This is a genomic window from Candidatus Mycolicibacterium alkanivorans (assembly GCF_022760805.1).
GTDB classification, from domain to species: domain Bacteria; phylum Actinomycetota; class Actinomycetes; order Mycobacteriales; family Mycobacteriaceae; genus Mycobacterium; species Mycobacterium alkanivorans.
Window position 1 is genome coordinate 1,292,759 of record NZ_JAIVFL010000001.1, and the last position, 26,205, is coordinate 1,318,963.

At 61.5% G+C, this 26,205-nt stretch carries 16 protein-coding genes; 1 reads left to right on the plus strand and 15 read right to left on the minus strand.

The features are described 5' to 3' along the window. Nucleotides 1–19: 19 nt before the first annotated feature. The 15 genes from K9U37_RS06445 to K9U37_RS06515 form a co-directional block, all read right to left on the minus strand. Nucleotides 20–2,335, minus strand: coding sequence for a hypothetical protein (locus K9U37_RS06445; RefSeq protein ID WP_243070992.1), 2,316 nt, complete (start codon nt 2,333–2,335; stop codon nt 20–22). Nucleotides 2,336–2,494: 159 nt separating this feature from the next. After that, nucleotides 2,495–3,217, minus strand: coding sequence for a M48 family metallopeptidase (locus tag K9U37_RS06450; protein WP_243070993.1), 723 nt, complete (start codon nt 3,215–3,217; stop codon nt 2,495–2,497). Beyond that, nucleotides 3,204–6,290, minus strand: coding sequence for a type I restriction endonuclease subunit R (locus tag K9U37_RS06455; protein WP_243070994.1), 3,087 nt, complete (start codon nt 6,288–6,290; stop codon nt 3,204–3,206). Before K9U37_RS06455 ends, K9U37_RS06450 begins: the two co-directional genes overlap by 14 nt. Beyond that, the gene (locus K9U37_RS06460) at nt 6,287–7,483 is read right to left on the minus strand and encodes a restriction endonuclease subunit S (RefSeq protein WP_243070995.1); all 1,197 of its coding nucleotides are present in this window, start codon (nt 7,481–7,483) and stop codon (nt 6,287–6,289) included. The genes K9U37_RS06455 and K9U37_RS06460 overlap by 4 nt, the downstream gene beginning before the upstream one ends. After that, nucleotides 7,480–9,909: a type I restriction-modification system subunit M gene (locus K9U37_RS06465; RefSeq protein WP_243070996.1), complete on the minus strand. Its 2,430-nt coding sequence runs from the start codon at nt 9,907–9,909 to the stop codon at nt 7,480–7,482. The genes K9U37_RS06460 and K9U37_RS06465 overlap by 4 nt, the downstream gene beginning before the upstream one ends. A 137-nt stretch (nt 9,910–10,046) precedes the next feature. Next, complete coding sequence (locus K9U37_RS06470; protein WP_243073252.1) at nt 10,047–10,460, minus strand: coiled-coil domain-containing protein; 414 nt, start codon at nt 10,458–10,460, stop codon at nt 10,047–10,049. Continuing rightward, nucleotides 10,444–12,600: a hypothetical protein gene (locus K9U37_RS06475; protein WP_243070997.1), complete on the minus strand. Its 2,157-nt coding sequence runs from the start codon at nt 12,598–12,600 to the stop codon at nt 10,444–10,446. The genes K9U37_RS06470 and K9U37_RS06475 overlap by 17 nt, the downstream gene beginning before the upstream one ends. Beyond that, nucleotides 12,597–13,868 carry a hypothetical protein gene (locus tag K9U37_RS06480; RefSeq protein ID WP_243070998.1) on the minus strand — a complete coding sequence of 424 codons (1,272 nt, stop codon included), beginning with the start codon at nt 13,866–13,868 and terminating at the stop codon, nt 12,597–12,599. The genes K9U37_RS06475 and K9U37_RS06480 overlap by 4 nt, the downstream gene beginning before the upstream one ends. A gap of 552 nt (nt 13,869–14,420) precedes the next feature. Further along, nucleotides 14,421–15,752: a site-specific integrase gene (locus K9U37_RS06485; RefSeq protein WP_243070999.1), complete on the minus strand. Its 1,332-nt coding sequence runs from the start codon at nt 15,750–15,752 to the stop codon at nt 14,421–14,423. A gap of 236 nt (nt 15,753–15,988) precedes the next feature. Next, nucleotides 15,989–19,276, minus strand: a complete 3,288-nt coding sequence (locus tag K9U37_RS06490; protein WP_243071000.1) for a DEAD/DEAH box helicase family protein — start codon at nt 19,274–19,276, stop codon at nt 15,989–15,991. Beyond that, nucleotides 19,269–19,916, minus strand: a complete 648-nt coding sequence (locus tag K9U37_RS06495) for a DNA methyltransferase family protein (RefSeq protein ID WP_243071001.1) — start codon at nt 19,914–19,916, stop codon at nt 19,269–19,271. Before K9U37_RS06495 ends, K9U37_RS06490 begins: the two co-directional genes overlap by 8 nt. Nucleotides 19,917–20,401: 485 nt before the next feature. Next, nucleotides 20,402–20,653 (minus strand): hypothetical protein, encoded by a 252-nt coding sequence (locus K9U37_RS06500; RefSeq protein ID WP_243071002.1) that lies wholly within the window; start codon nt 20,651–20,653, stop codon nt 20,402–20,404. Nucleotides 20,654–20,877: 224 nt separating this feature from the next. Continuing rightward, nucleotides 20,878–23,439, minus strand: a complete 2,562-nt coding sequence (locus tag K9U37_RS06505) for a S8 family peptidase (RefSeq protein ID WP_243071003.1) — start codon at nt 23,437–23,439, stop codon at nt 20,878–20,880. Further along, complete coding sequence (locus K9U37_RS06510; RefSeq protein WP_243071004.1) at nt 23,432–24,400, minus strand: AAA family ATPase; 969 nt, start codon at nt 24,398–24,400, stop codon at nt 23,432–23,434. The genes K9U37_RS06505 and K9U37_RS06510 overlap by 8 nt, the downstream gene beginning before the upstream one ends. A 172-nt stretch (nt 24,401–24,572) precedes the next feature. Continuing rightward, on the minus strand, nt 24,573–25,418 hold the full coding sequence (locus tag K9U37_RS06515; protein WP_243071005.1) for a rolling circle replication-associated protein: 846 nt from the start codon (nt 25,416–25,418) through the stop codon (nt 24,573–24,575). Between the two features lie 72 nt (nt 25,419–25,490). Between K9U37_RS06515 and K9U37_RS06520 the strand changes: the two genes are divergently transcribed. Next, on the plus strand, nt 25,491–25,688 hold the full coding sequence (locus K9U37_RS06520; protein ID WP_243071006.1) for a hypothetical protein: 198 nt from the start codon (nt 25,491–25,493) through the stop codon (nt 25,686–25,688). The last annotated feature ends 517 nt before the right edge of the window (nt 25,689–26,205 follow it).

Sequence of the window (26,205 nt, forward strand, 5' to 3'; positions counted from 1 at the left end):
AGAACTCAGCGGGTTCCGGTCAATCGTTCGGCGATCTAATCCACGGGGCACGGGTGTGTTGGTCGTAGTCTGTGGCGGTCCGCTCCACATACGCACCGAACTCGTCGTCGATCCGACGCGCGAGCTCCGCCCCGGTGATTTCCTCGCGGTTCGTGTTGAATCGCGGGGAGTAGTCGGCCCGCCAAGCGAAGAGATCCTCGTGTGACCCCATCCCGCCGCGGAGGTCGAACAGGTGCTCGGCGGTGAGGGCGAAGTGCGGCCGTCCAGTGGGTCCCTCGGTCACTCGCCATTCTTGGCCGCAGTTGGCGGCGCGATCCAGTGTTGCGGCGAACGTCGCTCGGGCGCCGAGCTGGTCGGCTGCTTCCCACAATTTGTTCAACTCCTCCGGAGAAAGGCCACGCGCGTTTGTCTTGCACTCTCCCAGAACGATTTCCCCGTTACGAAGGACAACGATCACGTCGGCTTCTGCCTCGACGCGATCGTTGTCGGGCTTCCGGAACTCAACTCCCGGATAGCTGCCGAAGACAAACGATCTGCCACCCAGCTCGTTGCACACGTACCGCATGGCTAGCACGTGCGAGAGCACGTCGTGGCTGATTGCACGCAGCAAGAGTTCACTCGCCCGGTAGCGGTAGTTGATCTGGTTGTAGCCGTGGGGACTGTCTATCGTGCAGCCGCAGGCATGGCACACGAGCGACGGAATGGCCTCGCTGAGAGGCCGCCATTGCTTGTGGCCGCATCGGGTGCAGTTGGCTTCCACGCCTCGGAGGACCAGGCCGCCGGCCATGGCCCAGCTGACCCATTGTTGGGCTGCGTCGCGACGCAAGCGCAGCAAGTGCCTTATCCGATCGAACGTGGGATAACTGAGTTCTTCGGCGTCGGGAGACCCGAGGCCTCGGTCGAGGCGGTCGAGGAGCGCCAGATAACGGTCGGACGATTCGTCGCGTTGCGGATCAGCGAGGAACTGGTTCAGTCGCCGCTTTACGATGCTGACGTTGCGGCCGCGCGTCAGCTCGCTCAACGTTTCAACGACACCTGGCGCCGCGAACATCGAGAGGTGCTGGCCCGCCGCGCGGATCAGATGCTCTGCCGCCTTACCGGGCGCGCTCTCGGTCAATCGGAGCCCGTGGTCGACTGCTAGGGCTGATAGAACCTCCAATCCTGATGGCATGCGTACTGTCGTGAAGCCATCGGTTTGGCCGCCGGTGGTGATTGGCCCTTCGAGGTAATGCGAGTCGCCGTGGTAGACCTGGCGTCTCATTGTCCGAGACGGCGGGAGAGGTGCGTCGACTACAACCGTTTTGCGCTTCATCCAGGTGCCCTGGTGGCTGCCGAGGTATCCACCTCCTATCGCCTGGAAGTCACTCGGTGAGAAAGAGGCGATCCTGGTCTTGCCCCCGGTGAATCGCACGACGTCGGTGGACATTGAGCAGTAGCCACCGATTGGCCGCAGGAGTTCCCACGGGTCGACGGCATCGAATCTGACATTTGCGGCTAGTGTCGCGATGCGATCTTGGGCGATGGACATTGATGTCAGTGCGAGGTTGTGGCCGAAACCGAAGTAGTGGGCAGCGCCAGCCTCGTTCAGATGTCGGATGTCATCTTCAACTGTCGGTGTCATCGGCACGGCGAGTGGAAACCGTGGCGGGTGAAGGAATCTCGCGCGAAGGTTCCAAATGAGCGCGAGGTCTTCGGGGTTTCCGGGTTCGTAGACGACGACGATGTTGGGCCCGAACTGTTGGGAGATGACGTCGTCGCTCCACTCGAAGCGCGATGATGATGGGAAGCCTTTGTTGTAGCCGCCCTGGAGCCCACTCGGCAGCTTCGATCGGCTTAACTCGACTGCCGACACCGCCGTGAAATCCCGCAGCAACGCGAGAAGGCCTGCTGCAGAACCGGTTTCAGCAACGCCGCGGATCGTAAGGACATCGTCGAAGCTGAGATCGCGGCGAAGATCGTTCTGCGTGTTTTGTGGATGCGGAAGGGGTGAGAGATCGCCTGCGACAGCCAGATACGCGAGATGCCAAGGATCGTCTGGCGCCATACCTCGAATGGTCTGTACGGTAAGTTTCCGTTCGAGCTCTACCACGATGCGGATGAGTTGTGCCGCGACCGGGCCCTCAAGGTCGGTGTACTCGCCCACCGCATCATCACCCAGAAGATCGGAGCGTTCGATTCCATCGATATTGCTCTCGTTGAGAATTCTCGACCAGCGCGGATCGATATTCTCCGACGAGCTGACCGGGATGAGCGGAGTGCCGGCACCACCCCAGGTGCCGCAGAGATCACGCACACGATCGCACGCCGACGAGTAGTCCGACCGGTCGATCGCCACGGCTCCAGCTCGTGGTCGCAGTTGACTGCTGACCAGTTGTTCGCCCTCAAGGGGTTCGGCGACGAGCAACGGCCATTGATCTGTCACTACTCAATTCTCCGCATGTTTCGTGGCAGCGCAGGAATACTGTGCTCTGGTCTTGCCTCGCTCACACCGCTACTACCCCCATTTCTCATCGGCCAGCGGAGCGTCGTTGAGTCGATCGCGTCGGGTTCGCCAATCGGGCATCGCGTCATCCATGAGCTTGGTGAATTGGTTGCCATGGTTGCGTTCGAAGTAGTGCATCATCTCGTGAACAACGATGTACTCCAAGCAATCCGGATGTTTCTTGGCGAGCTCGACATTGAACGTCAGTCGTCGAGTTTCGCGGTTGCAGGTTCCCCATTTGGTGCGCATACGACGGATGATCCAGTCCGACACCCGTGTGTCGAGCTTTGACTCCCAGGTCGAGATCAAACCGGGGATCGCCTCGCGCAACTGCGTCCGGTACCAGGTGTCGAGGATGGTGCGGCGCTGCTCGGCGTTACGGTCAGGCGAGACATACAGGATAAGTCGATCACCGTCGGCCTCCACGTGGGCACGCCCCGGCCGCTCAACGACTTTGAGTCGGCGGCGCACACCCCAGACGTAATGGGATTCCCCGGTGACCATCTCGCGCTCAGACTGCCGATCAGTCGAACGTAGTTGCGCGCGTTGACGTTTGATCCACGACAGCCGCTGGATGACAGCGAGACGCACTTGATCGTCATCGAGCCGCCGTGGCGCCGCCACACGCACGCGGCCCATCGGTGGATAGACACCGATGTGCAGGTTCTTGATGTCCTTGTAGATCACGTCGACGTCGATGCCGCGGACGGTGAGGTAGGCGTTAGCGGTACTCATCGCGAGCCTTCACCAGGTCAAATAGTTCATCGAGCCGGTCGAAGTCGTCAGGCAGTGTGCGGCTGATCGCCCGCTTGACGACCTTCTCCTTCATCGTGTTGCCAACCCAGTCGTGCGGCTTGCTCGTCAGGATCGCAGTGTCCACCATGATCGGCATCGTCGGGTCAGGCCACCCGAAGTCGATCAGAGCGCGGCGAGCGCCGTTGTCTGCCCAGTCGGGATACTTGGTATCGGATTCCTTACTGCCGAGCTTGTTGGCGGCATCGAGCAGCTTGGCCAGGAACTCCCGGTAGTCGATGGCCTGCTGGCGGCGCTGTTCGATGATGGCGTCGAGCAGCTCACTCATCTTGTCGTAGTACTTCGGGTTCATCGCGTGCTCGTCGATGATCACCTTGCGCATGTTGTTCGTGATTGTCTCGGCGACCGCCTCGGGGTCCTTCTTGATCCCGGCCGGTAGCTTGTCGATTGCTCCCGCACCGAGCTTCACGATCAGATCGATCAGGCCCGAGTCCTCGAAATTGGAGACGACTTCTGAGGCGCCGGCGTGGATGTAGGTGTCGAGCAGGAACCGCATCCCTGCCTCGTACTGCTTGAAATCGACGTCCTCGCCCGCACCCAGCTTCACCTCAGCGCGCACGTCGACGTACTGCGCGATCTCTGACTTGATCGCCTCGGCCTCGGCCGCGGTGTAGCCAGCGGCGCTCATGTCGTTGGCCAGGTTGGCGTAGGCACGGGTGACGGCGGCCACGGACTTGTACAGCTCGACACGCTTGGGCTCATTAGCCTTGAGCTGTTCGGCATTGCCCTGCTCCGTAGCGCAGAAGTACTGCTGGTACTGCAGCGTATTCTTCGGTGGCGCAACGGGTTCGACCAGAGCGCGGATACGCTCGAGGGCTTCATCGAGATTCTCTCGGGCCTTCTCGATACGATCGGAGAGCAGCCCTTCAATGTCTTTCGTCTCGTAGCCGTCGAGCGCACCCGAGGTGTAGTCAGTAATGGCGTCTTCCAGCGAGTTGAACAGGTCCTGGTAGTCCACAATGTAGCCATAGTCCTTGTCGTCGCCGTCGAGGCGGTTGACACGGCAGATCGCTTGGAAGAGACCGTGATCGCGCATCTTCTTGTCGATGTAAAGGTAGGTAGCGCTCGGGGCGTCGAAGCCGGTGAGGAGTTTGTCGACCACGATCAGTAGCCGCATCTGGCCGGGGTTCTCGATGAACTGCTTCTTGACTGCTTTCTCGAACTCGTCGACCTTGCCGACGGCGGTGTCTTCGGGTTCGTCGAAGTAGTCAGCCAGCATCTTGCGGTAGATGTCGTACTGGCGGATCTTCTCGGTCTTGCCTTCGCCGGAGTCTTCTTTAGCTATGTCGCTGGCGTTGGGGGTATAGCTGGTGACGATGGCGCACTTGCCCTTGAAGCCGGCGTTGCAGAACAGCTCGTAGAACTTGCAGGCCTGGTAGATGGATGAGCCGACGAGCATGGCGTTGCCGCGCCTGTCCATCAGGCGGGGCTTGGTCTCCATGTCGAGCAGGATGTCGTTGACGATCTGCTTGGCGCGTGGCTCACTGGAGACGACCTTCTGCATGGTGCCCCAACGCTTTTTGAGTTCAGCCTTGGACAGATCGGTCATGCCCTTGGTCTTGACCTCGAACCACTTGTCGACCTGCTCAGGCGACGCCAGATTCTGGTCGACGTTGCGGGCCTCGTATTGCAGGTCGAGCACGACGCCGTCGGCGACGGCTTCATCGAACTTGTATGTGTGGATGAACGAGCCGAAGGTCTCGATGCTGGTGGCCTTGTCGGCCTTGAGTAGCGGAGTGCCGGTGAATCCGATGAACATCGCCTCGGGCAGCAGCGCCTTCATGGCGGTGTGCATCTTGCCGGTCTGGGTGCGGTGGGCTTCGTCGACAAACACGAAGACGTTGCCCTTGGCCTTGAAATCCTTCGGGACCGTGGCGTGCAACTCCGTGATGAACTCGGCCGTCGCCTCGTCGTCTTCGGCATCGCTGTCGGCGGCCCGGAACTTATGCACCAGCGAACAGATCAACCACTCCTCGCTGGCGTTGAGGGTGCCGATCAGGTCGGCGCCGCTCTTGGTGCGGTAGATCTGCTCGTTGACACCGTTGAAGACCTTTTCGATCTGGTCATCGAGTTCGGTGCGGTCGGTGATCAGCAGCACCCGCGCATCCGGTTGGTTCTCGCGAATCCACTTGGCGAGCCACACCATCGTCAAGCTTTTGCCCGAACCCTGGGTATGCCAAATGATGCCGCCCTCACGCTTCGCGATGCGCGCCTGGGCGGCTTTGACGCCGAAGTACTGGTTGTGACGCGGACCCTTCTTCACGCCCGCATCGAACACGATGAAATTGTGGATCAGTTCGAGCACGCGCTGCTTATTGCACATCTGCAGCAGCGCCCGGTCGAGCGGATCCTCGACGTCGGACGGTTCTTTCCATTCCAGCCAGTACTTTTCCGGTGTGTCGATGACGCCGTAGCGCAACCCTTCGACATCGTTGCCGGCGAAGACGAACTGCACTGTCGAGAAGAACGAGCGGATGAACTCCGGCTTCTGATTGCCGATGGTCTGCCGGATACCTTCGGACAGAGCAACTTTGGAGCGTTTAAGCTCCAGGGTCGCGAGCGCAAGGCCGTTCACGTACAGCACCACATCGGGGCGCTTGGTGTGGTGTCCCGCGACGGTGACTTCCTCCACCACGACGAAGTGGTTCGCGTCGGGGTTCGTCCAGTCGATCAGCCAAACGGTCTCGGTCTGTTCGCCCACGCCGGGCTTGACCTTCACGCCGTAGCGCAGCAGGCCGTAGACATCTTTGTTCGCCTCGTACAGGTCGTGGCCGGCGCCAACCGAAGCGGCTTTGCCAAGCTGGTCGAGGGCCCGGTTGATCAGGTTGTCGTCGTAGCCGCGCATCGCGAGGTTCTGGGTCAGCAGCGCGGTCTCGACGTTCGCGTTGTGCTCGCGCCCCTCCCAATTGCCGCGATACTCGTAACCGAGTCGGTCGCGAAACAGCGCCACCACGCGGTTCTGGGCTTTGCGTTCAGCCTGCCCTACATCACTCATGACGCAGCCTCTACAGGCAGTCGCGTGCGGCCGGTCAGGAGCTGCTGCATCATGCCGGTCTTGATTTCGCGGGCTTTGGTGAGACGCGCCCGAATGGCGTCGATTTCGGCGTCGCCGTCCGCAAGCACTTGAGCGATCGCTTTCTGCTCGTTCGGAGATGGCAGAGGTATTTCAATGTCTCGGACTATTGCCCCGCTGAGGTTCGGCTGACCCCCTTGTGTGTATCGGTCGATGATCGAACCTCGGTTGGTACCAAGCCATTGGTAGAGAAACTCCGCATTGATGTCGAACGGCACCATGGCAAGAATGGCCTGGTTGATAGCGCCATCAATCTCGGTTATTGCCGCCACTCCGGCCGTTGCGCCATAGAGCGCGATCAACGGTGTCCCTGCCTCAACGAGTCTTGCCGCCGATCGATCGAGACCAAGCTTGGAGATGCGACCATCGACCGACTCGATGCGCCGCTTGTTCAGGTCACCCGACGCTATCCATGGTATTTCGCCTCGGTAGTACTCGGGATGTGCGGTTGATGGAGTGCCACCACTGAAAGTGACGCAGACTTGGCCGACCGTGGTCGTCTCCCACGCGGCAGTTAACCCAGGCAGGCGGGTGCGGCCCGTCAGGAGCTGCTGCATCATGCCTTGCTTGATCGCATGCTTCTTGGCGATGAGGCGCTCCAGGGTGGCGATCAGATCATCGGCGTCGGACATCGCCTGGACGATAGTGCGTTGCGTTTCCTGGCTAGGAACCCAAATCGGTAGGCGTTGAAGGAGTTGCGTATTGAGTACACCTGTACCACTCCCCGCAGAAGAGACCAGTTCGCGGATCTGGCTGGTCCGCGCTTGCAGCGCGTAAAGCAGGAACTCAGGCACGATCCCCGCCTTGGGGACTAGCGCCTTAACATCCTGATTGAAGCTAACGGGGAGTTGCGCCAGTCCAATGCGTGTCTCCCGGTGTAGCGCCATTCCCCGAACAAGGACGAGGGTGGCGCCTTTAGGAGCGAGGTTGCTCCCAGCACGAAGGCCAGCCTCAGTCAGATGTTGATCCGAACCACCGATCCGTGACCCTTTGAGGGTTGCGGCGCTAATCCATGGGATCGTGCCATTCCAGTACGCGTCGTTTGAGCGGCTTGGCGTGCCACCCGAGGACCAGTCCGTGATCGATACGAGCGGAAGAGTCTGAGGCGCGCTCATCGCAACCCCATGTCAGCTAGATGCCGCGAGACCTTCGCCTGAAGCTCGTCAAGCTCAGCATCAAGATCTCCGACGGTCTCCGCATATCGCTCGCCGAGCTGTTGGATGCGTGCGACCAAATCGAGAGTGAGCGCCTCCACCTCTCCGGCAATACGACGCACGACTGTCGCGCGCCACTTGTCGTCGAGTACGAGCGTCCTGACGCCACTTTCGGTCAGGTCGCCGTACTTGTTGAGTGTGGCGAGGTCGAGCTTGGTCTGGGCGTCTTTGACGGCCTTCTTGGCTGCGGCCTCAGCGTCGTAGAGCTTGATGGCCTGCTGCAGAGCATTGATCTCGTCGGGGTCACCGCCGGACTTGATGTTCTTCAGCCGCGTGGCGACGAGCGCCTTGGAGATCTTGTCCTCGTCCATGGCATCAGCAAGCAGGCCGTCCTCGACAGCGTGTTCCTCGAAATACTCCTCGACGGCATGGGCGGCTTCTTCGGCCGCCACTGCCAGCTCATCGATCTTCGCCTGGTCATCAGCGAAGTAGCGCGCCACGATCACTGCCGGCGGAATGAGGTCCATCTTGTACTTGGTGGCGCTGCGGCCGGAACCGACCACGAGGTCGGGGGTTTCGGTGAGCTTGCGTTCTTTGTCTTCGATGGTCTTGCGCGGCTTGGCGGCACCTTGCCAGCCGTCGGCCATGATCAGGTAGACGTCGTCGTGCATGGCGTCGTGCCAGTAGGTCATGAGCTGTTCGTAGACGTCGTACTCGTCGAGTAGCGGCGTCGGCTTGAAACGTGCCAGCAGGTCGTCGCTGATGGTGGTGATCAGCTTGTTCGGCCTGGTGTCGGCGGTGATTCCGGCCAGGGTGTCGCGGTGCTTGATGAACCAATCCTCGACAATCCCGGTGGCTTCGTCCTGGAGCTTGTGGAAGCCGGGTGCAGCGAAGATGGCTTGCTGCACGGCGCTGACGTCGATGGCGAGTCCGCTGTAGCCGGGGCGGTTCGGGGTGAAGATTTGGCTGCGGAGCTGCGGGAAGGCGTCCCAATACCTTTGGAGTGCGTCGAGGTCGCGGTCGGGGATTCCGCCGTGCAGGTGGGCGAACAGGTCCTGCATGTCCTCGGGCTCGGATGAGTCGATGTAGCGCGGGATGTTGAGGTTGTAGTCGTTCTTCGGATCGGCGATCTCGCTCATCGGCACCATGCGCGAGTAGCCGTCGATCTCGATCTGCTTGTTGAAGGTGTCGACGATCTTGTGGATGTCCTGGCTACGGAGGCGGTTCTTGTTGCCGTCCTTCATGAAGCCCTTGGAGGCGTCGATCATGAACACCCCTGTGCGGCCGACCGCGTTCTCTTTGTCGAGGATCACCACGCAGGCCGGGATACCGGTGCCGTAGAACAGGTTTGTCGGCAGGCCTATGACCCCCTTGATGAAACCTTGCTTGAGCAGGCGGGTACGGATACCGGCTTCGGCGTGACCGCGGAACAGCACGCCGTGCGGGAGGATGATCGCGGCCTTGCCGGTGCTCTTGAGCGAGGTGAGGGCGTGGAGCAGGAAGGCGTAGTCGCCGTTCTTCTCTGGTGGACGGCCGTATTCGAAGCGACCGTAGTCGTTTTCGAGGCCGTTGTTCCAGGACTTCACCGAGAACGGCGGGTTCATGACGATGTAGTCGAAGGTCCGCAGCCGGTCACCCTTGGTGAACTTCGGACTGGTGATGGAGTCGCCCTTTTCAATTTCGGCGATCTCGTTGCCGTGCAGGATCATGTTCATCTTGGACAGCGCCCAGGTCGCATTGTCCTTTTCCTGGCCGTAGATGGTCATGCCTCGCGGTGCTTCGGCGGCAGCCTTGAGGAGCAGTGAGCCGGAACCGCAGGCGGGGTCGTAGACGGTCTGGTCCTGGCGGGTGTTCGGTCCGATACCGACGACCTTGGCGAGGATGCGCGAGACCTCGGCCGGGGTGTAGAACTGGCCCTTGGATTTGCCGGATTCGGTGGCGAAGTGGCGCATCAGGTACTCGTAGGCATCGCCGAGCAGGTCGTCGCCCTCGGCGCGTGAGCCCCGGAAGTCGAGGTCGTTGAAGATTGTGACGAGCTTGGAGAGGCGGTCCTGCATCTCCTTGCCCTTGCCGAGCTTCTCCTCGTCGTTGAAGTCAGCCTGGTCGATGACGTTGCGCAGGTCGTTGGCTTCGGCGAGCTTGGCGATGATCTTGTTGAAGCGGTCGCCGATCTCCTTGTCGCCCTTGGCGGCGAGCATGTCGTCGAACGAGCCACCCGCGGGCACCTCGATGAGGCTGTTGGCATCGGTCTTGGCTTTGTCAGAGACGTACTTCACAAACAGCAGTGTCAGGATGTAGTCCTTGTACTGGCTAGCGTCCATTCCGCCACGAAGCTGGTCGCAACTTGCCCACAGCGATGAGTAGAGATCCGACTTCTTCAACGCCACCTGGCGTGCTCCTTTACCTGCCATTCCTGCCCGTGGACAGGTCTGATGCGTACCCGCCCGGCGACAAGTTTGTCAGCATCCAGACCATTTCTAGGCAAGTCGGGCTACGCGCGCCCCTCAGGCCATCGGACATGGCGTCATGGGCCGGCTCCGGTTCGAAGCGGTACGACTTTACGCAGGTCCGGATCGCTTGACCGGAATTGCTGGTTCTCCAGCGCCAAGACCTGGATGATGCGCTCCAGCTGATGGATCGTCGCCGTGAGCGCACTGACCTCGGCGGTGAGCTCTTTCACGCGCTTCTGAGCATCGGTTTTCTCCTCGCGGAGTGCCTGCAGGATCGGCGGCTCCGGGTTGGTGCTGGCGATGCGGGCGCGGAATTCGTCTTGGAGGTCGGTATGCCGATGCGTGAGGAGCCATCGTTTGACTCGTGCTTCCTCGGCGAGTGACTTCACGGTGAGCTTGCCGTCGGAATGCAGCGCCTTGCCCTCGATAAGTCGGTCCATCGCGTCGCGGATCGCGCGGCGCACCCGTTCGTCAGCCTGGTCGGTCATCACGGCTCCCCGTTGTTTGATGCTCGTCCACGATGGTTTGGAGGGCGGTGATGCGTTGTTCGAGTCGGCCGCGCAGGGGTATCGGCGTTGTAGGCGAGGCGATCTCGGCCTCATGCCGCGCGATGGCGTCCTGCATCTGGTTGATGTTCTGGTCGGTTCGAGCGATGTTGCCGCATCCGGGTTGGCAGTGTGAAACATCAGGTGAGCGGTGCTGGCTTGCCGTGACCTGCCGGTCGGGGTGGCATAGGGCCTTGGCCTGGTCGTAGCAGCAGGTCACGAACTGTTGCGGGTTGTCGTAGATCCGCAGTTGCGGGTTGGTGCGCAGCGCGGCTGCCTGCTTATTGCTCAAGTAGCGGCCGCGGAATTGCCGATCGAAGAGGTGGATGGCCTGGGTGTATCGGTCGGCAGCTGGACCGCTCACCTGCTCACCGTTTTCGAGGCGTTGATGTGCGTCTTCGAGGTAGTCGGCTCGGGCGAGGGCTTCCTCCATCGGGAAGACGTCTCTGAGGCCGCTGGCGACCCGTGATCCGTAGCCATCGGTGGTATAGCCGCGCAAGTGCCCGTACTGCACGCCGAGGGCCACTCGGCCGCCTGGCTTGCGGTAGATGAACCAGGCCAGTGTGCGCCTGAACCGCTTGACGGTCACGGCTTCCTCGGGATCGGCAGGGATCACCTCGTGAGGACGTTCGAGCCTCACGGCGGCACGATTGCTCCAATCGATCAAGTCCTGGATGCGGTCCCGAACCATGCGGGCGTGCACGGCCTTTCCCGCGTTGACACCGCAGGGCCATAGCGAGAACGCGTCGATCGGAAACAGAAGTTGGGAAGTGGGGTTCAGTGCTTCCATCACGGCGACGGCTTTCGCCACCGGCGCGATGGCCAGCCAGGGTTGTTCCCGTTCGACGCCGACGGGTATTGCGTTGCCCGACTTATCAAGTGCACCTTTGAAGGTTCTGCCGTGAAGACGGTAATGGAGTTGCCCGGTCGCGGGATCGGTGTGGGTTCGGCAGGAGCCACGCTCCAGTGCGCGGCACTCCTCGCCCCGCATCCCGGTCAGGTAGGCGACGACCACGAACGCAGCGGTCGCCAGGTGGCGGCACAACTCCTCGACTTCGTAGAAGCCGATCGCCGGCGTCCAGTCTTTCCCGTCGATGGAACCTGTGATCGGCATAGGGAGGTGCGCTTCGTCGCTGGCACTCAGGCCGGCTATCGGCCAGTGCGAATTCATCACCTGTGTCTCTTCGCGGGACAGACCGAGCTGCCAGCCGATGAATCCCTTTGCCAGAGAGCGCATGTGCGGCCGATTGGGAGCCACCCACCCAGGCACCGTCTGTGAATCCCGACGCCGCTGCTCGACGTAGGCGCGAAACCTTTGATAGGGCGTCAGGGCCTGAAGACTCGGCGGGACGTCACGGGGTGTGGCTTTCAGCGTCTTTGCGGCAAGGATGTCGTCGCTGAAGTCGGTGACGAAGCGCATCGCCCACACCAGTAGGCCGGCCATCGTCTGCGGATGAATAGGGGTTGTCTTGTTCTCGCTCGACCAGTTCGCAGGGCCGAGCACCGAGGTGCGCCCGATATGGCTGCTCTCCCATGGCGGTCGTGCGAGGCGATCGACTTCGGGAAGGTACGGAGCGTAGAGCCAGGCACGGGTCACGGCGAATAGCACGTTGCCCACGTTCTCCCGTGAGCCGCGGTGTCGTTTGAGGTGCTCGGCATACTCGTCGTAGACGTCGCCGGTGACCGCGCAGAACTCGTGAATGTCTCTCTCTGCCAGCCACGTCATCCACTGCCTCAGGAATCGCGCGAAGGTGCAGACGGTCGCCGGCGCGAGTTGACTGCGCGCTGCCGAGGAGCGTTCCAGATCCTCTAGCGGCGTCGGCTTGTTGATGCTCGCCCAGATCAATCGCTTGGCCGTGGCGACATAGCGCGGCGGGAAGGTGTCGAAGACGATGCTCAGCGTGCCCGCCACGGTCTGTTTCTGCACCAACGTTGTGAGATCCCAGCGATTGTCGCCCACGGTGGAGAGAATTCCTCGCCGCTTTTCAGGCACGCGCTCGATGTCGGCGATGACCGGTTCGGCGTCGTCAAGTTCGAGGTGACCAGTCTGCTGTGGCCACGGGCTGGCTGCTGCGGTGCTCACGCGTCGAGTTTCCTTCCGATGAGCGCTGTGACGATGTCGCGGTCAGTGTCGGTGACGTGGCGGCGGGCATCGCCGATCTCGGCGTTGGTTGCGTGCTGTTCGAGAATCGCTTGTAGACGCGCGTAGTGGTCTCGGTAGTTCGTCTCCCACCGGGCTGGGGACACGAGCGTGGCGACATTGTCGAGGGCATCTAGCAGCGTGGCCAGGCGCGGCAGATGCTCGGGAGTGATGACTGCGTTCGTGCAGGTAAAGCAGGCGAAGAATGAGGCCGGGCAGGGTTCGCCGGCGTGGGCGGCGAACGGGCTGTTCAAGAAGTCGGTGCACGCGGTGGTGGCGGTGTCGAGGCTTCCGGCGAGCAGTAGCTTCAGTGTCGGCACCGGGATACCCAGCTGTGTCGCGGCGGTTTCCGGGTCGGTGCGTGCGGCGGTCACTTCAGCAGCATTCAGCGAGCGGATCGTGACCGTGGCTTTGGCATGAGCCACTGCATCGGCTTGTCCGTCAATGATGGTGTCGGCGGCCCCTTCGGCGGTGGCCGGGTCTGGGGTTCGATAGATGTCTTCGCTGACGGATTCGCTGTTTTGCCGGGCATGTTGGTTCAACACCTGCTCGGACAATCGCAGCCGTCGCAGACTCACCCGCAAGGGTGTCCCGTCGTCTGCCAACAGGCCGGCATCGGCCATGTAGTGATCGCCGATGCCCGCGGTCAACCATTCCTGCCGGAACGGGCCATCGTCGGTGAGGTTCTTGTGCCGGTGGGCGATGAGTAACTTCTCCGACGGGGTTCCGAGCTCTGCCAGTGCGGTGCGGCATGGCTCGGTCAAGCGGACGGCATTCTCCCATAGCTTTCCGGCCTCGCCAGCGAGGATTTCTGCGCTGTAGCGCTTGGTTCCTCTTCTCGGTTTGTCGGTGTTGACGGTGTATACAGAGTCTTCACCGGCACCGTCGGATGCTCTGAACGAGGTGACCGTGAGGTTGTCCATGACGGAGAGGTTGAATCCTCTTTCGCACACGAGAAGGACCATCAAGCAATAGATTTCCCGTATCGACGGGAACAGCGCCTGCGCCGGATTCGACACGCCAGTCAGATCGAAGCCGCCCTTGAGGACCACCCGGTTCGCGAGGTACTGCGAGGGAAGCATCCCATTTCGCGACAGATATTCCAAGAGCGATCCGGTGCTCCACCGCTCCCCGCCGACATTGAACGTGATTCCGTCACCGACATCACCAACCTCGCGGTACCGGTGCAGCCTCTCGGTGTTGGTCCGCATTCTGCGGAGCGCTCGACGTACCTCACCCTTGGCCGCACTGCGGATCCGCCCGAACTCGTCGCGACTGTAGGAATCATTCTCCGGCAAGCGTTTCCGAGGCTTCACGGCCTTCGCTCGCATCGCCTTTCGTGTGGTTTCGGGGAGTCGCGGCGACTCCGACAGCACGGTCCGCATGAGGTTCACTTGCCCCGGCCAACGGGCCTGGCTTTCCTTGACAGTCCGCCACGCCCACCACACCTCGGGACCGAAGTCGGTGATCGAGTGAACCTCGGGGAACTCTGTGCCCAGATAGGCAATCAGTTGTCGTACGGCACTCACCGCCGCATCGACGGTCGCCAGTGTGTGCCAACGGCCACCGGATTGGGAACCGTTCGCCAGCGCGGTAACGAGGTCGTCGATCAGTTCAACGGGCCCGTCGACGTCATCGAATGAGAATGTCCTCGTGCGTCCCGCCTCGTCGGTGAAGCAGAGCCGCCGAAGCTCAGGGTCTGCCAGGGCGGGCCGGGCGTACTTGCCCGCCGGGAGTGCCGCTGTTCTACGCGAGGCCACCGCTCATTGCTCCTCGGCGTCAACAATTCCGGGAGCCGCCGCTGCGATGTTCGTGATGAAATCGGCGATCGAGGCATCCTCGGCCACGTCGTCATTGAGGAACAGGTCCACCTGCAGGCCCGACACCGGTTCGAGATAGCAGTTGCGAGTGGTTTCCACGTTCACGTGGCCCAGTAGCGTTTGAACCAAAACCCAAGGGTCACCGAAGATGTGGCGATACTCGCGCCGCTCGGCAGGGGTGATGCCCATCTTGCGTTCGTGTGCGTAGATCAACGTGACCAACATCCTCAGGGCGAACGAGTGGCGTAGCATATGCGGGTGACAATGGATGTCTACCCCAAGGGTCTGACACCGCATATTGGCCGTGGTGAAGATCGCTTCCCAGGTGCGGTAGGGCATCGGCAGACCGGCTTCGGACAGCCACACCATCCAGGGTTCAAGCCCGCGATCAGTGGTGATGTAGAAGTTGAGCCGATCATTCGCGTCGAGACTGTCCAGCGGTACCGTCCCCTTGCTGCCGTCCCGGTCGGTGAAGTGGACGCGGCGGTGATGGTCCACCGTGTCGACGATCTTGATGTCGGTCAGCGCGTCATAGCGCCCCTCAGATCGGGCCCGGTGAACCGCTGCCGCGCGGGTTGAAATGACGTAGTTGTCAATGCTTTTCAATGCTGCGGCACTGATCCAGAAATCACGGCCGCGACCCTTCGCCACGGCTTGACCGACTCGGGCCTTGGCGTAACGCACGTCGCTGTCGGCGTTGGGGATTTCTCCCAGGACCAGCGTTCCGGCCTCACGCAGTCGCAGTCCGCTCGACCACAGTGCTTCGGCGAACGCCAGGTTGCGGCCGTCGTTGCGTCCTCGCCAAATCGCATCCCGGCGCCCGTCGCTGCGGTAGCCGCCGAGGCCCACGTCGCGCCAGCGCTTGAAGGCCCGAGGCGTCAGCCACTTCAATTGGACCGAGCGGACAGCACTCGGTTGCAACCGCGTGGAGCCTGAGTCCCCAGCCGAGCTGGGTTTGTGCAGGGCGACAGGAGAAACAGCCACGTTGCCGCGCCACTGTTGCCAGTCGTAGAACTTCTTGATCGCAGCCAAATCCCGTGAAAACGTGGCCGCACCAACTCGATCCGGGTTCTGCTGGTCGCGTCGCCGCCAGAACTCATAGTCGGCGAGATGCTCGAATGTGGCAGCCCTCCAGTCGATGTCTTGAACGGAGAGGAAGGAGAGAAACAGCTGGATGTCCGGGGCATAGGACTCCTGCGAGCCGGCCGCCAACGATTGGAACGCCGCCGACCGGAAGAACTCCAGAACCTCAACGTCCGGCCGGCCATCGGCCATCAGGAGAAACGGCTGCCCGGGACGTATTCCGAGCGCAGCCTCACGCTCGGCTAGATCCGGGAAGTCTGCAAGGACATCGGACCTCGCGGTGTGCGACCGGCTAGGCTGCCGCGCCCAACACAGCCTCCAGCGGGAGCCGTCGTCGTGTTGTTCCACAGCAACAGAACCTGCCACAACACACCGACATTCTACGGAAGGGCGGGTTGCCGATGACGACGTCGAACTTCTTGCTCATGTCAGTTGCCTCCCGTCAGCATGTCGTCGACCGTCTTCTGCCGTTCCGCCTTGCTCATCCGGGCCAGGTCTCCGATCCTGAAGTGACCGGACTCCTCGATCCACGCCTTTCGTTCCGACACTCCGCCGGAGACGGCCTCGATGGTGATGCGATGCAGGATCGCGTTGTGACTCATCTCGAAGATCTGAGAAGTCAGGATGTGCCGTAGCCTGACATCCTGATCCGGGAAGACACTGGCAAGGCCGGTGTCCAGGCGCCGCACGAGCTCCATCAAGAACAGCCCGGCCGTGGAGAACAGGTCCGCGAAAGTCTTTGTGGGGTCGGTAAAAACGTCCGGGTCCTCAGTCTCGAGGGTGTCGACCATCATCTTCACGACTGGCGACGGGGTGAAGACAAGCGACGTCTTCTGCTGCGGGATGTAGGCGAAGATGTCCTCGGTCTGCGCATCGTCAAAGTAGTCCGCAAGAGCCGCCTTCTTGTCCAGGAACTCGCGGATGGCCTCATCAAAGACGGCTTCGTCGAACAACCCCGGGATCATCGCTACAACGCCGTTCTCGTCGGTTACTTCCTGACCGTCGCGTAAGAGGCGAAACTCGGCTTCGGTGATCCCTGTGATCTCCTCGAACACGTCATCGGGGGTGTAGTCGTCGAAGTTTGAGAGCCGGATACCAACGTCGCCATATGCCATGAGAAACATTGGAATCGTTCGCGCGAAGCCTCGTAGGTGCGACCGTGCGTCCTCCATCGCCTGATTTGCGCGCTTTTGCTCCTTCCTTGTCTCCTCGCGCGTAACCACCTCTGGCACAATCGATTCCATCGTTCCGTCGACGATGTCGAGGATGCCCTTCTTGAACGCTTCGTCCTTCTCAGCCTTCTTGGCCTCAACGGCCTGGGCCTCAGCCTCGGTGGCCGCGTTTTTCAGTTCGTTATCGAGGTGCTTGCTGGCGATGTTGTATTCGGTGTAGGCGCGCTCAACTTGGTCCTTCACGGATTGTTCGGTCCGCTTCTCATCGCGCTCGACCTCCTTGGCCGTGAGCCCGTATGTTTCCTTCAACTCCTGACGCTTCTCGCGGCTCTGCTCAATGACCGACTTCGCGATCTGACTCGCTGCCGTGTACGCGGGTGTATCGGGTTCGACAGTCGCGATGTCCTCGGAGCTATATACGGGTTTACCGAGCTCGGCGACTTTGGAATTGATGACTGTCTCTACGTCGACCTGGACGTTCCCGTTTGGGTCGGTGACGGGCGGTGGGTGGGGGATCTCGATGCCTTGCCCGGTGGAGACCTTGCCTTGCTTGGCGGAGGGCAATTTGTCGAGGATCTTCGTGACGTGTTCGGAGTAGCGGAAGATCCCGGCGACATTCGCGAACAGCAGGTTCGATAGGAACCCGCGTCGTACGACCTCGCGGGCTTTGAAGACTTGCGGGAAGGTCAGTACCTGGGAGGCGTCCAGTTCGATCATCCGACCCGCGGAGTCTTCTCCCAGCACGGGGAAGAAGTTGAGCAGCCGGCGGATGTTCTGCTGCCGAACGACCAGGTCGCCTGAGGGATTCGGGTTCAAGTTATTCGCGAAAGCGTCGAAAATCGTGAGTGTGCGCTCCGGTGCGAAGTCAAATATGTAGGCGTTCTGCTTCTGGAACACCTGCCCGGCACGCTCGAAGGTGCAGGGGTTTTGCGCCCGGAACGCCGCTTGCATATACGCAGCCGGCGACGAGAGGTTGGAGAGCATTATCACCGCTGTCCATTCGGGCACCGTGACACCGGTGGTCAGCTGGCCGACTGACAGGGTGATGGTCTTGCCACCAGTCTTCTCTGCATCGCCGATCGCCTTTCGGACCTTCTCCAGCGACTTGCCTACGGCGACCGGGTCATTGTCGTCGTAGGAGCGCCCGTCACCTGCAGCCAGGATGACGGTGTAGTCCTTGAAGACCTCGTGATTCTTCAGCAACCGCTGCAGCGCCTTGGCTGACGCGACGCGGTTGAGCAGCCAGAAGGAGTGACGGATCTCCTCTCGGAGTGCGGGCGTTGAGAACGGGTATTTGTCGTTGGTGGTCATGCAGTTGAGGAACTTGATCACATCGGTTTCGTGCTCGAAAAACCCGGTCTCCTTTGTCGCGAAGAACTCGTTGAGATCGAAAGCGAAGTCGATGTTGGCCTCGTCTTCATCGATGGCGACGCCCTCGGATAGGCGGTCGGTAATCATCCGGGAGATCTGGTAGGTCAGCAGGTTGAGCGTCGGCAGTGCCGCGTAGGGATTCTCCCGAGCGTCGTCTTCCCACTGATGGCGGGCAACCTGTTCGTCCTCGTAGGTCCAGTTGAAAATCTGGTCTGGGCCGAACCTGCCCGACGCCAGCGCCTTGAATGGCGTGCCCGACAGGTGCAGCGTCCGCTGCCGCTTGATCTGATCGAACGCGACGTCCGTCTTGGTGGTGACGATGCCTTCGTGGGCCTCGTCGATTACCAGCAGGTCCCAGTCGACCTGAGCGATGTGTTGGAGCTTGTCATAGGAGCCGCCGAAGTACTGCGAACCCTTCAGGTCTTGCAGTGAAATGAACTCGACGATGCGCGGATGATCATCCTGATGGTTGGCGGAGTAAGCGCGCCACTGCTCGCGCGTCATTGGAGAACGACCGGCCAGGGAAGGTGACTCGGACACAAATCGAAAGGTGGTCTGGTGGGCGATAAAGCGCGCGAAGTCGTCGTACCAGGAGTTCGCGATCGCCGGGCGGTTGGTGACGATCAGCACCGTGCGGACGTCCAGGGTCCGCATCAGCTCGTAGGCCGTCAGCGTCTTGCCGAACCGGGGTTTGGCGTTCCACAGCACCTCGGCCTTCCCTTCCTGGAAGGCGTCGACGGCCTGATCCACGGCCGCCTGCTGCTCGGGACGAAGGACGTAGTCGTCCTCCACGCTGTCGCTTCGAAATTGGGTGAAGTCCTGGCCTGCGAAGTCGTTGAAATACTCCTTCGACGTCTTAGGGGCCGTCGCGAAGTTATGCCACTCTGTCCGCGGGCTGATCTCGCGTTCAACGCGTTGCTGCTTGAGGTAGGCGTGGAAGTCTGTGTCCGTGAATCGTCCGCCGGCTTCCGTCATGTACATCGCACGACGGGACCAGACGATCTCCTTCCTGATGGACATTTGGCTGGCCTGCTGGGCGACGCGCGTGTCTGCGCTGGCCTGCTCGGTGTAGCCGATTTTTTCCCAGCCGTCGTACTTGGGAACGTCGGGGGTTTTCCAGGAATAGATGAGCGGAACGATCTCGCGGAACGTTCTGATATCCGGACTAGCCACCGATCCTCGCTTGCTCATGAATCTGGTCGATCGGGCACTCCGCGAAAGTGTCGTAGGCGGTGAAGTCAATCATGCTGTCCTCGCGCAGCGCGGCAAATTTGAACGGCTCGCGCTGAACCATCGCGGCGGCCCCGACGATCCGGTTCCACCACGAAAACTGGAGCTCCTCACCAAGCCAGGTCAGGCCTGTGAGGGTGTCGCCGCGAACGATGTTGGTGTCGATAAGAAATGCCGCAGCTCGCCATAGGTTCGTGGTCGTACGGCACGGAACGTCGTGGCTGGTGTGGAAGCGCACGAACTCCTTTAGCATGGCCTGCTTGGCGTCTCGGTGGTTGTCCTCCAACAACTCGATGCCGTAGATCGACGCCAAAGCGAACAGGGACTCCTCGGCCCATGTCTTCGGCGGGTACCGCTTCTCGATCGCGCTGAGTTTCCGTTGCAGGATGGCGACAAGGAAGTTGCCGTGACCGGCCGAGGGCTCAAGGAAGGTCTTGTCGACGAAATCCGGGCCGGCTTCCAACTCGTCTCGAACCAGGTCGAGCATCCGGTGGACCATGTGACGGGGCGTGAAAACCTCACCGTAGGTCTTCACTCGGTGACGGGACTTTACCGCCTGCTCCTCAACGATCGCTTGCGTCATCGGTCTCTCCCGTCCACACCGCGGGGAGTCACTGGCGGAGGCGCGGCGCTCTCCATTCTGCAGGTCGAGTCCCCTCCCGCCAGACGCTGGGACCGTCCCGACGCTTTGCTCATGTTCGCGCTCGCTTTCGAGACGTCACCCCCGAGGGGGCGAGTCGACGCGAACGCATCCGATGTCACCCCTGTCACCCAACCATTGTGTCGTAACCCTGCGACACTGACCCTCATCGACATGGACTGCACTCGATCGTTGTCCCCCACGCCCAACGTCTAGGGACACTGCACGACCGCTGATCAACACCAGCCATCGAGTCCTCATGGACGGACCGCCCTACCGACCCCGGAAACGACCACGGCCAGCCACCACCTGACAAGCCGTCGCACCACCGGCCCAGCAGCAGCGCCCGAACACGGGGAATTACGTGACGGCAACCCCTGAGGAATTACGTGACCGTCGGCACTTATGGTGGCAGACTGAAAGGGGAGTCAGTCTGTGTAGTTAAAGGGTTGCAGGCCAGCAACTCTCATCAGAATCACTCGTGCTCCGTAAAACTTCCGAAGTACCTGACTCAAGTCACGGGCGGCATCCGCCAACTGTGAGCGGGACACGGGGTCGCCCAGCGTGGAAAGCGCCTCGGTTGCTTCCTGAAGGGCTTCAAGGTATTCGATGACGTCGCTTGTATATCTGGCGGTCGTGATTGCGGTGGCGTTGCCGGGCCGGCGGAGGTGATCGCGCATGAGACCAACCCAGTCTTTGATTGTCCGTTGATCGAACTTGTGTAAGGCGGTGAGGATCCATCGACGCAAGACTGGTTGGCGCCTTGGAAGTGAGTGGAGTAACGGTGACGGAGCGTTCATAGCCCGACGCTACGACTGCCGAATCGACTCTAGCAACGCCCAAAGCCCACCGATCTGAAGTTCTTAGGGCGTACGCATTCGGCCGAAAAATACTGGGCGAGGGGCTATGTCGCGGTGATCTCGGTTTCGATCGGGATCTGCAGCTGTGTAGCGATCGGGGTGTAAAGGTCTATCCCTAGTTCCGCTGTTCTCAACGACAGAATGAGCGCGTACCGGACTGGAAGATCCTTCCGATCGCTCCGGCCGTTGTTCTTCCACCAACCCCCGACTGGGAATACAGCGACTGAGTTGCAGCGCGCCAGCTCACTCCCGGATCCAGTCCACTCGTCCTGGTGGAGCGACCCAAGGTTGCGTTGCTGCTCACCGAGGAGCCATCGGTCAGTTGTCGTTGCTCCGCCGGCTCCTCCGTCTTCCTGTACTTGCGCATCGCGATTGATGCGGTTTATGAATTCCTGACGGGTCTCGACTTGGCCCTGAAGGTCGAAACGCAGCGAGTGTGAAGCGTACGCATACCGATTTCGCCAGCCCCGACGCGAAGCTGAGGGCTCGATGAAGTAAGACAGGGTGATTCGCAACCGCACATCCGCGGCGCCGAGTTCCTCAAGCGCCTCGCGCGGCCATGGCAAGGTGTGGAGCCGGAACTGCCTCATGTGGAAGTCCGCGCCTTCGAACGGGACGAACTGGTCTTGAGTGACGAGAGTGACTGCCCGCGTTGAAGAATTCAGCACCGCATCCTCCTTCGGCGCACCCCAGCCGTAACGCCGTAGTTGTTCGAGGCGCTTCTTCTTCCCCTGAGGGGGATGGATCCTCCGATCCATCGCGGGCGTCCAGTCCGCCTCGTGGGTCAACAATCCCCGGATGGACTCCGGCCAGTAGGCGGGGTATCTGTCCATAGCCAGCACGGCGAGACGCGCGGCTTGGGCAGCGGCGGCGCTTGTGGCATTTGCAGAGGTCAGGGCAATGTCACTCGTATTACTGGTGGAGCGCAGGGAGAGGATCGGCAGTTTGTCCTCGAACATCTGCCCGCCGTCGGTGAGGACATTTCCGCCCTCCATGCAGATATCCGGCTTTATCGGTGTCTTCCGGTGCTTGAACAACATCGATGTCCGGCTATGTGGCGACAGTTCTCCGGGCTCGGCGAGAGGTTTCCAACCGGCGTACTGGGGATGCTGGGGAGTCTCTGTCATTTCGGTGTAGGCGCCAACCGTCAAAGCGTTCCATGCTTGTGCGGGGTCTTCGATAGCAGACAGGTCCGAGTTGGTGAGGTGATCACCGACGTAGGCGTCGACATTGCCCGCCGCAACAACGATCAGCCGGGAAGCGTCAGCGTCCGGTAACGAGATCAGTCGAAACTGGTCACCGTCGCGATCGGAGTCAGTGCCCACCGCCAAGGCGTCGATCGCAGCCGACCACAGTGTGGGCTCACCTGGATTGTCCGGCTCGGCGCTGAGCGTCAGTGCGAACACCCGCGGGCGATCGGCCGTGATCTCCGGCAGCGCAACGGCCTGGACTGTGGCGCTCCCGTCGTCCAGCGGATCCAAACTCGCTTCATCGGGTCCTGGTTCCATACGAACCGATTCGAGGCGATGGCGCAGTCGGATCGGTTCGGCACTCTGTAGCGCGGCATCGAGGTCTCCAAACAGCGCGATGCCGGCCATAGATGTGCCGTGTCCGTAAGGGTTCATGTCGGTGCCGGAAGTGCCGATGACAGTGTGCAGGTCAGACTGGTCTAACGACGCGGCGAGAAGTACATGGTTGCGAAACACCCCGGTGTCGAGATGGCAGACGGCCGGCGCGTCATCGTCGGCCGCACTAAGGCGCTCGGCAAGTTCGGAAACGTATTCTCCCTGCTCAGCGGTTGAGAGGTCCTCGATTGTTTCGATGAATTCGGGCCGTCGAATTTCTGCTACGGGCACAGCGGTGAAAGGCAATGGTTGGAGCTCGGCCCAACTAGCTTCAATCCAAAAAACAGCGCGGTCACGAAATCGGAACGACCGCGACTGTATCCGAAGTTCGTGTGCGACAGCGTAGCCACGGATAATGTCCACGTGCGCGCTGGCCGTGTCCAGCCAGAGTTCCCACCAGTGCCGGCCATGTCGAGGCGGCTCTCCCTCCGACGTCCACAGGTCATCCAGGACTGCGGAACGGATGCGTGAGATGTTGGCAACCAGGTCTTGGTTTTTGGGATTGCCTTTCTTCGTGTTCTCGGCGAGATAGTCCTCGAAGAGCTTCATGAATGCTGCGCGGTGTTTGTCCGAAACCCACACCGTCGCTCGCTCGGGTTCTGTCTCCGTCGCCGGCCGCACTGAAAGGAGTAGCCACCTCGGCTGTTTGGGTACCTTCTGGTGCCTGGTCAGGCTGTTGAGGGAATCAAGTTTTAGCGGATAAGCGGCACCTTCCCCCTCAAGCACGACGATTGTGCCCTGCGCCCCTAGCTCGTCGTCGGTGAACTCGGTGGCCACGCGCGCGGCCTCAGAGGCGGTGAATGACTCTTCGAGCTCACCGTTGAGGGCAGCTCCATGCGAAGCGCGATTGACCTTGCGCCGTTTGCTAGGGCCGCCACCTCCGTCGGCGTAACGACGGAACTCCTCAGAACCCGAATATCCCTGAACGTAGAGATGGTCGTACTGTTCTCCCCCGGCTGTCGAGTCGCCCCCTTCAGCCAAGGGTTGCCGATCGACGAGCCTTCAGAGCCACGATGACGTCCTCTCGCTCCACCTGTGTTTCGCCACGCATGAGCACAGCTTTGGCCGCCGACTCGGCAGCTTTGACGAGATCAGCATGGCTTAGGCCGTCGGTGTACCTGCCGAGTTTGGTCAAATCTGTCTTGGCAGCCAGTGAGCCGAGCCGTCCCCGCATGACCGTCACGGCCTGACGCGCATCCGGAAGCGTGTAGTCGAGGACCATGTCGAACCGGCGGAACAACGCCTTGTCTAGGATCGCGCGGTGATTCGTGGCCGCGATGACGATTGACTCCGGGCTTGAGTTCTCAAGGAAGACAAGAAACGAGTTGAGTATCCGGCGGGCCTCGCCGACATCGTTTCCGGAACGATCCGCGCCCAACGCATCGAACTCGTCGAAAAGATAGACGGCGCGCTCAGCAGCCACAGCGTCGAACACGACACGTAACTTTGAGGCTGTTTCGCCCATGAACTTGCTCAGCAAGCCATCGAGACGCACGGTGTACATCGGTAAGGAGAGCTCGGTCGCAAGCACCGACGCCGTCATTGTCTTCCCTGTGCCGGGCGGACCTTCTAGAAGCAAACGGTGTGACGGCGCGAAGCCGTGTTCGAGAAGGTTCTTTCGCTGACGCTGCTCTGCAAGGATCTGCTTGATCTGGGCGATGCGCTCGGCCGGGGCAACGAGTTCTCGTAGTTTGACCTGCGGATTCGAGACCTCGACGAGACCAGCCAGATCACCGCGGACTCGAGGAAGGGTGGTGACGTTGGCCAACGGTGCACGTTCGCGCGACGAGTCCACTGCCTTTTTGATGTTCGCGGCAAGTACGTGGTGTCCTTGGCGGGCTTCTCGCGCGGCGATCTGGAGTGCCACGGAATAGAAGGCTGCATCGTCGCCCGCTGCGTGATTTCGAACCATCGCGGTGATGTGTTCGCCCAGCCCAGCCATTTCGCCTCCCCTCCGTCGCCGGTAAATAATGTGTCTCTGATGGTACGGTCCCAGCGCCATCCGACACTTGGCGTCGGATGATTCGGGGGTGTCGGGCCCAGAAGGGTCTCCACCTGCCGTTTTCCGTGCCAACCAATCTCCTTGGGATCCAACTAGGCGCTAGTTCGGATGCTCAGCCGAGGTTCAAAGCTGTCGCGAGCTGCGACGCGAAGGCCGGCCCGTGGTTGACCAGTGCGTATCCGCCGGCGAGGCCGCCTCGATTGCACAGGCTCCGTCGTCGCCGCATCCGCCGATGCACGACGACGCCGGTGTTGTGGTCGACGCGTGGAACCAGGCGCGTGGCCGTGCGCGGCACAACGGCGGTGGGGAAGCGGCTAGCGGAATCGCCGTACACCGCCTGGTTGCGTGACCACCGCCGCACGATGCGACGCGCAGCCAGGTAGGCGTCCTGGGGCACTTCCACGACGGCGACCGCCTTGTTCAGTCCGTACACGCCCCAGAACCGACCTGGCCCGCGCCCGGGCCGCCGCCACACTTCGGGCACGATGTGCTGGTATTCCTTGTCGCCTTGCAGGTTTGGCGACGAGTGCTTGGTGAAGTAGATGGCCAACCGTTTCGGATCGCAGGCCCGTAGTCCGTTGCGCACGTCGATCGCCGTGCCGGCGAGGCGGTGCCGTGCCTTCTGCTCGGCGTCAGGATGGTCGACAACTTGAACCCAGGTTTCGGACAACCAACGCGCGAAGCTCTGACCTGAGCGCCCCGGTGACATTGGTGGCGCCATCCACAGGTGGATATGCGGAGCGCCGCGTCGCTGAAACTCCAGCTTCCAGATGTAGCGAGCCGGCTCGCCGTACTCGCGTTGAAAGCGCTTGCGCCACAGCACCATGTGCCGCTTCACGCTGGCCCCGTCGGGGGCGACGACTTCCCAATCCCCGGGGTAGGTGAGCGTGACCATCGCAGGCACGCGGCCGGATTCGACAAGTGGGCTGTAGTCGAGTTCGGCGAAGGTGCGGCACATCGAGGATCGTGATTTCCGGGACCATTCGGTGATGACACCGCCGGAACTGCGCTGGTCATTTTCCGTAGCCCGATGATCGTCCCCGGCAGCCAGATCGTTCTTGACTCGAAGCTCTGCATCGTCAACGTCACGTTGGTGATGTCCAAAGGCCCGTTCGGCGGTCTTCTCGGCACGAACAGGATTGGTCCAGCTCAGTCGCACAACACCAGGACCGACGGTGATGCGAAACCGTCCGGATTCCGGCTCGACCCCGCGACGCGCAGGACCTGATGCCCACGGAGCCGCAGGCTCGAACAACGCCGCAGCGGCGGCGACCATCTCGGGACTCGGGAACCGAAGACCCAACGCATCGACCGCCCGCAGCTCGCCGGTCGCGGTCCCGTCACCGATCGATTCGCGGACATTTTCGGCACATATAACAAGCCCGCCGGCCGCGGCCGGGTTGAGGCCGGGTGCCTCGGTCGACGTACGGCCGACCGCTGGCGCTCTTCCGCCCTGCGGCCTGGCGGCCTCGGGCGCTCGCGACCTCCCGTCCACCGCGGCACCCGCGGAACCGAGCCCGAATGGCGGTCCATCAGGTGCCGATGAGCCGTCCGCCGGTGGTGTCGAGACGGTGGCTGATGGTGCGAATCTGGGCATCGGGATGCCTGCTCCCCGGAGCCTCCGAGGCCGCCCACAACGCAAACGGCAGCACTGAAGCTCCTGGTCAGGAGCGCAAGCACCGTGTCCGGTTTATGTCCGTTCGTCGGACAGACTGAATACGTCAGCGCAGCTCAATGCGGCGCAT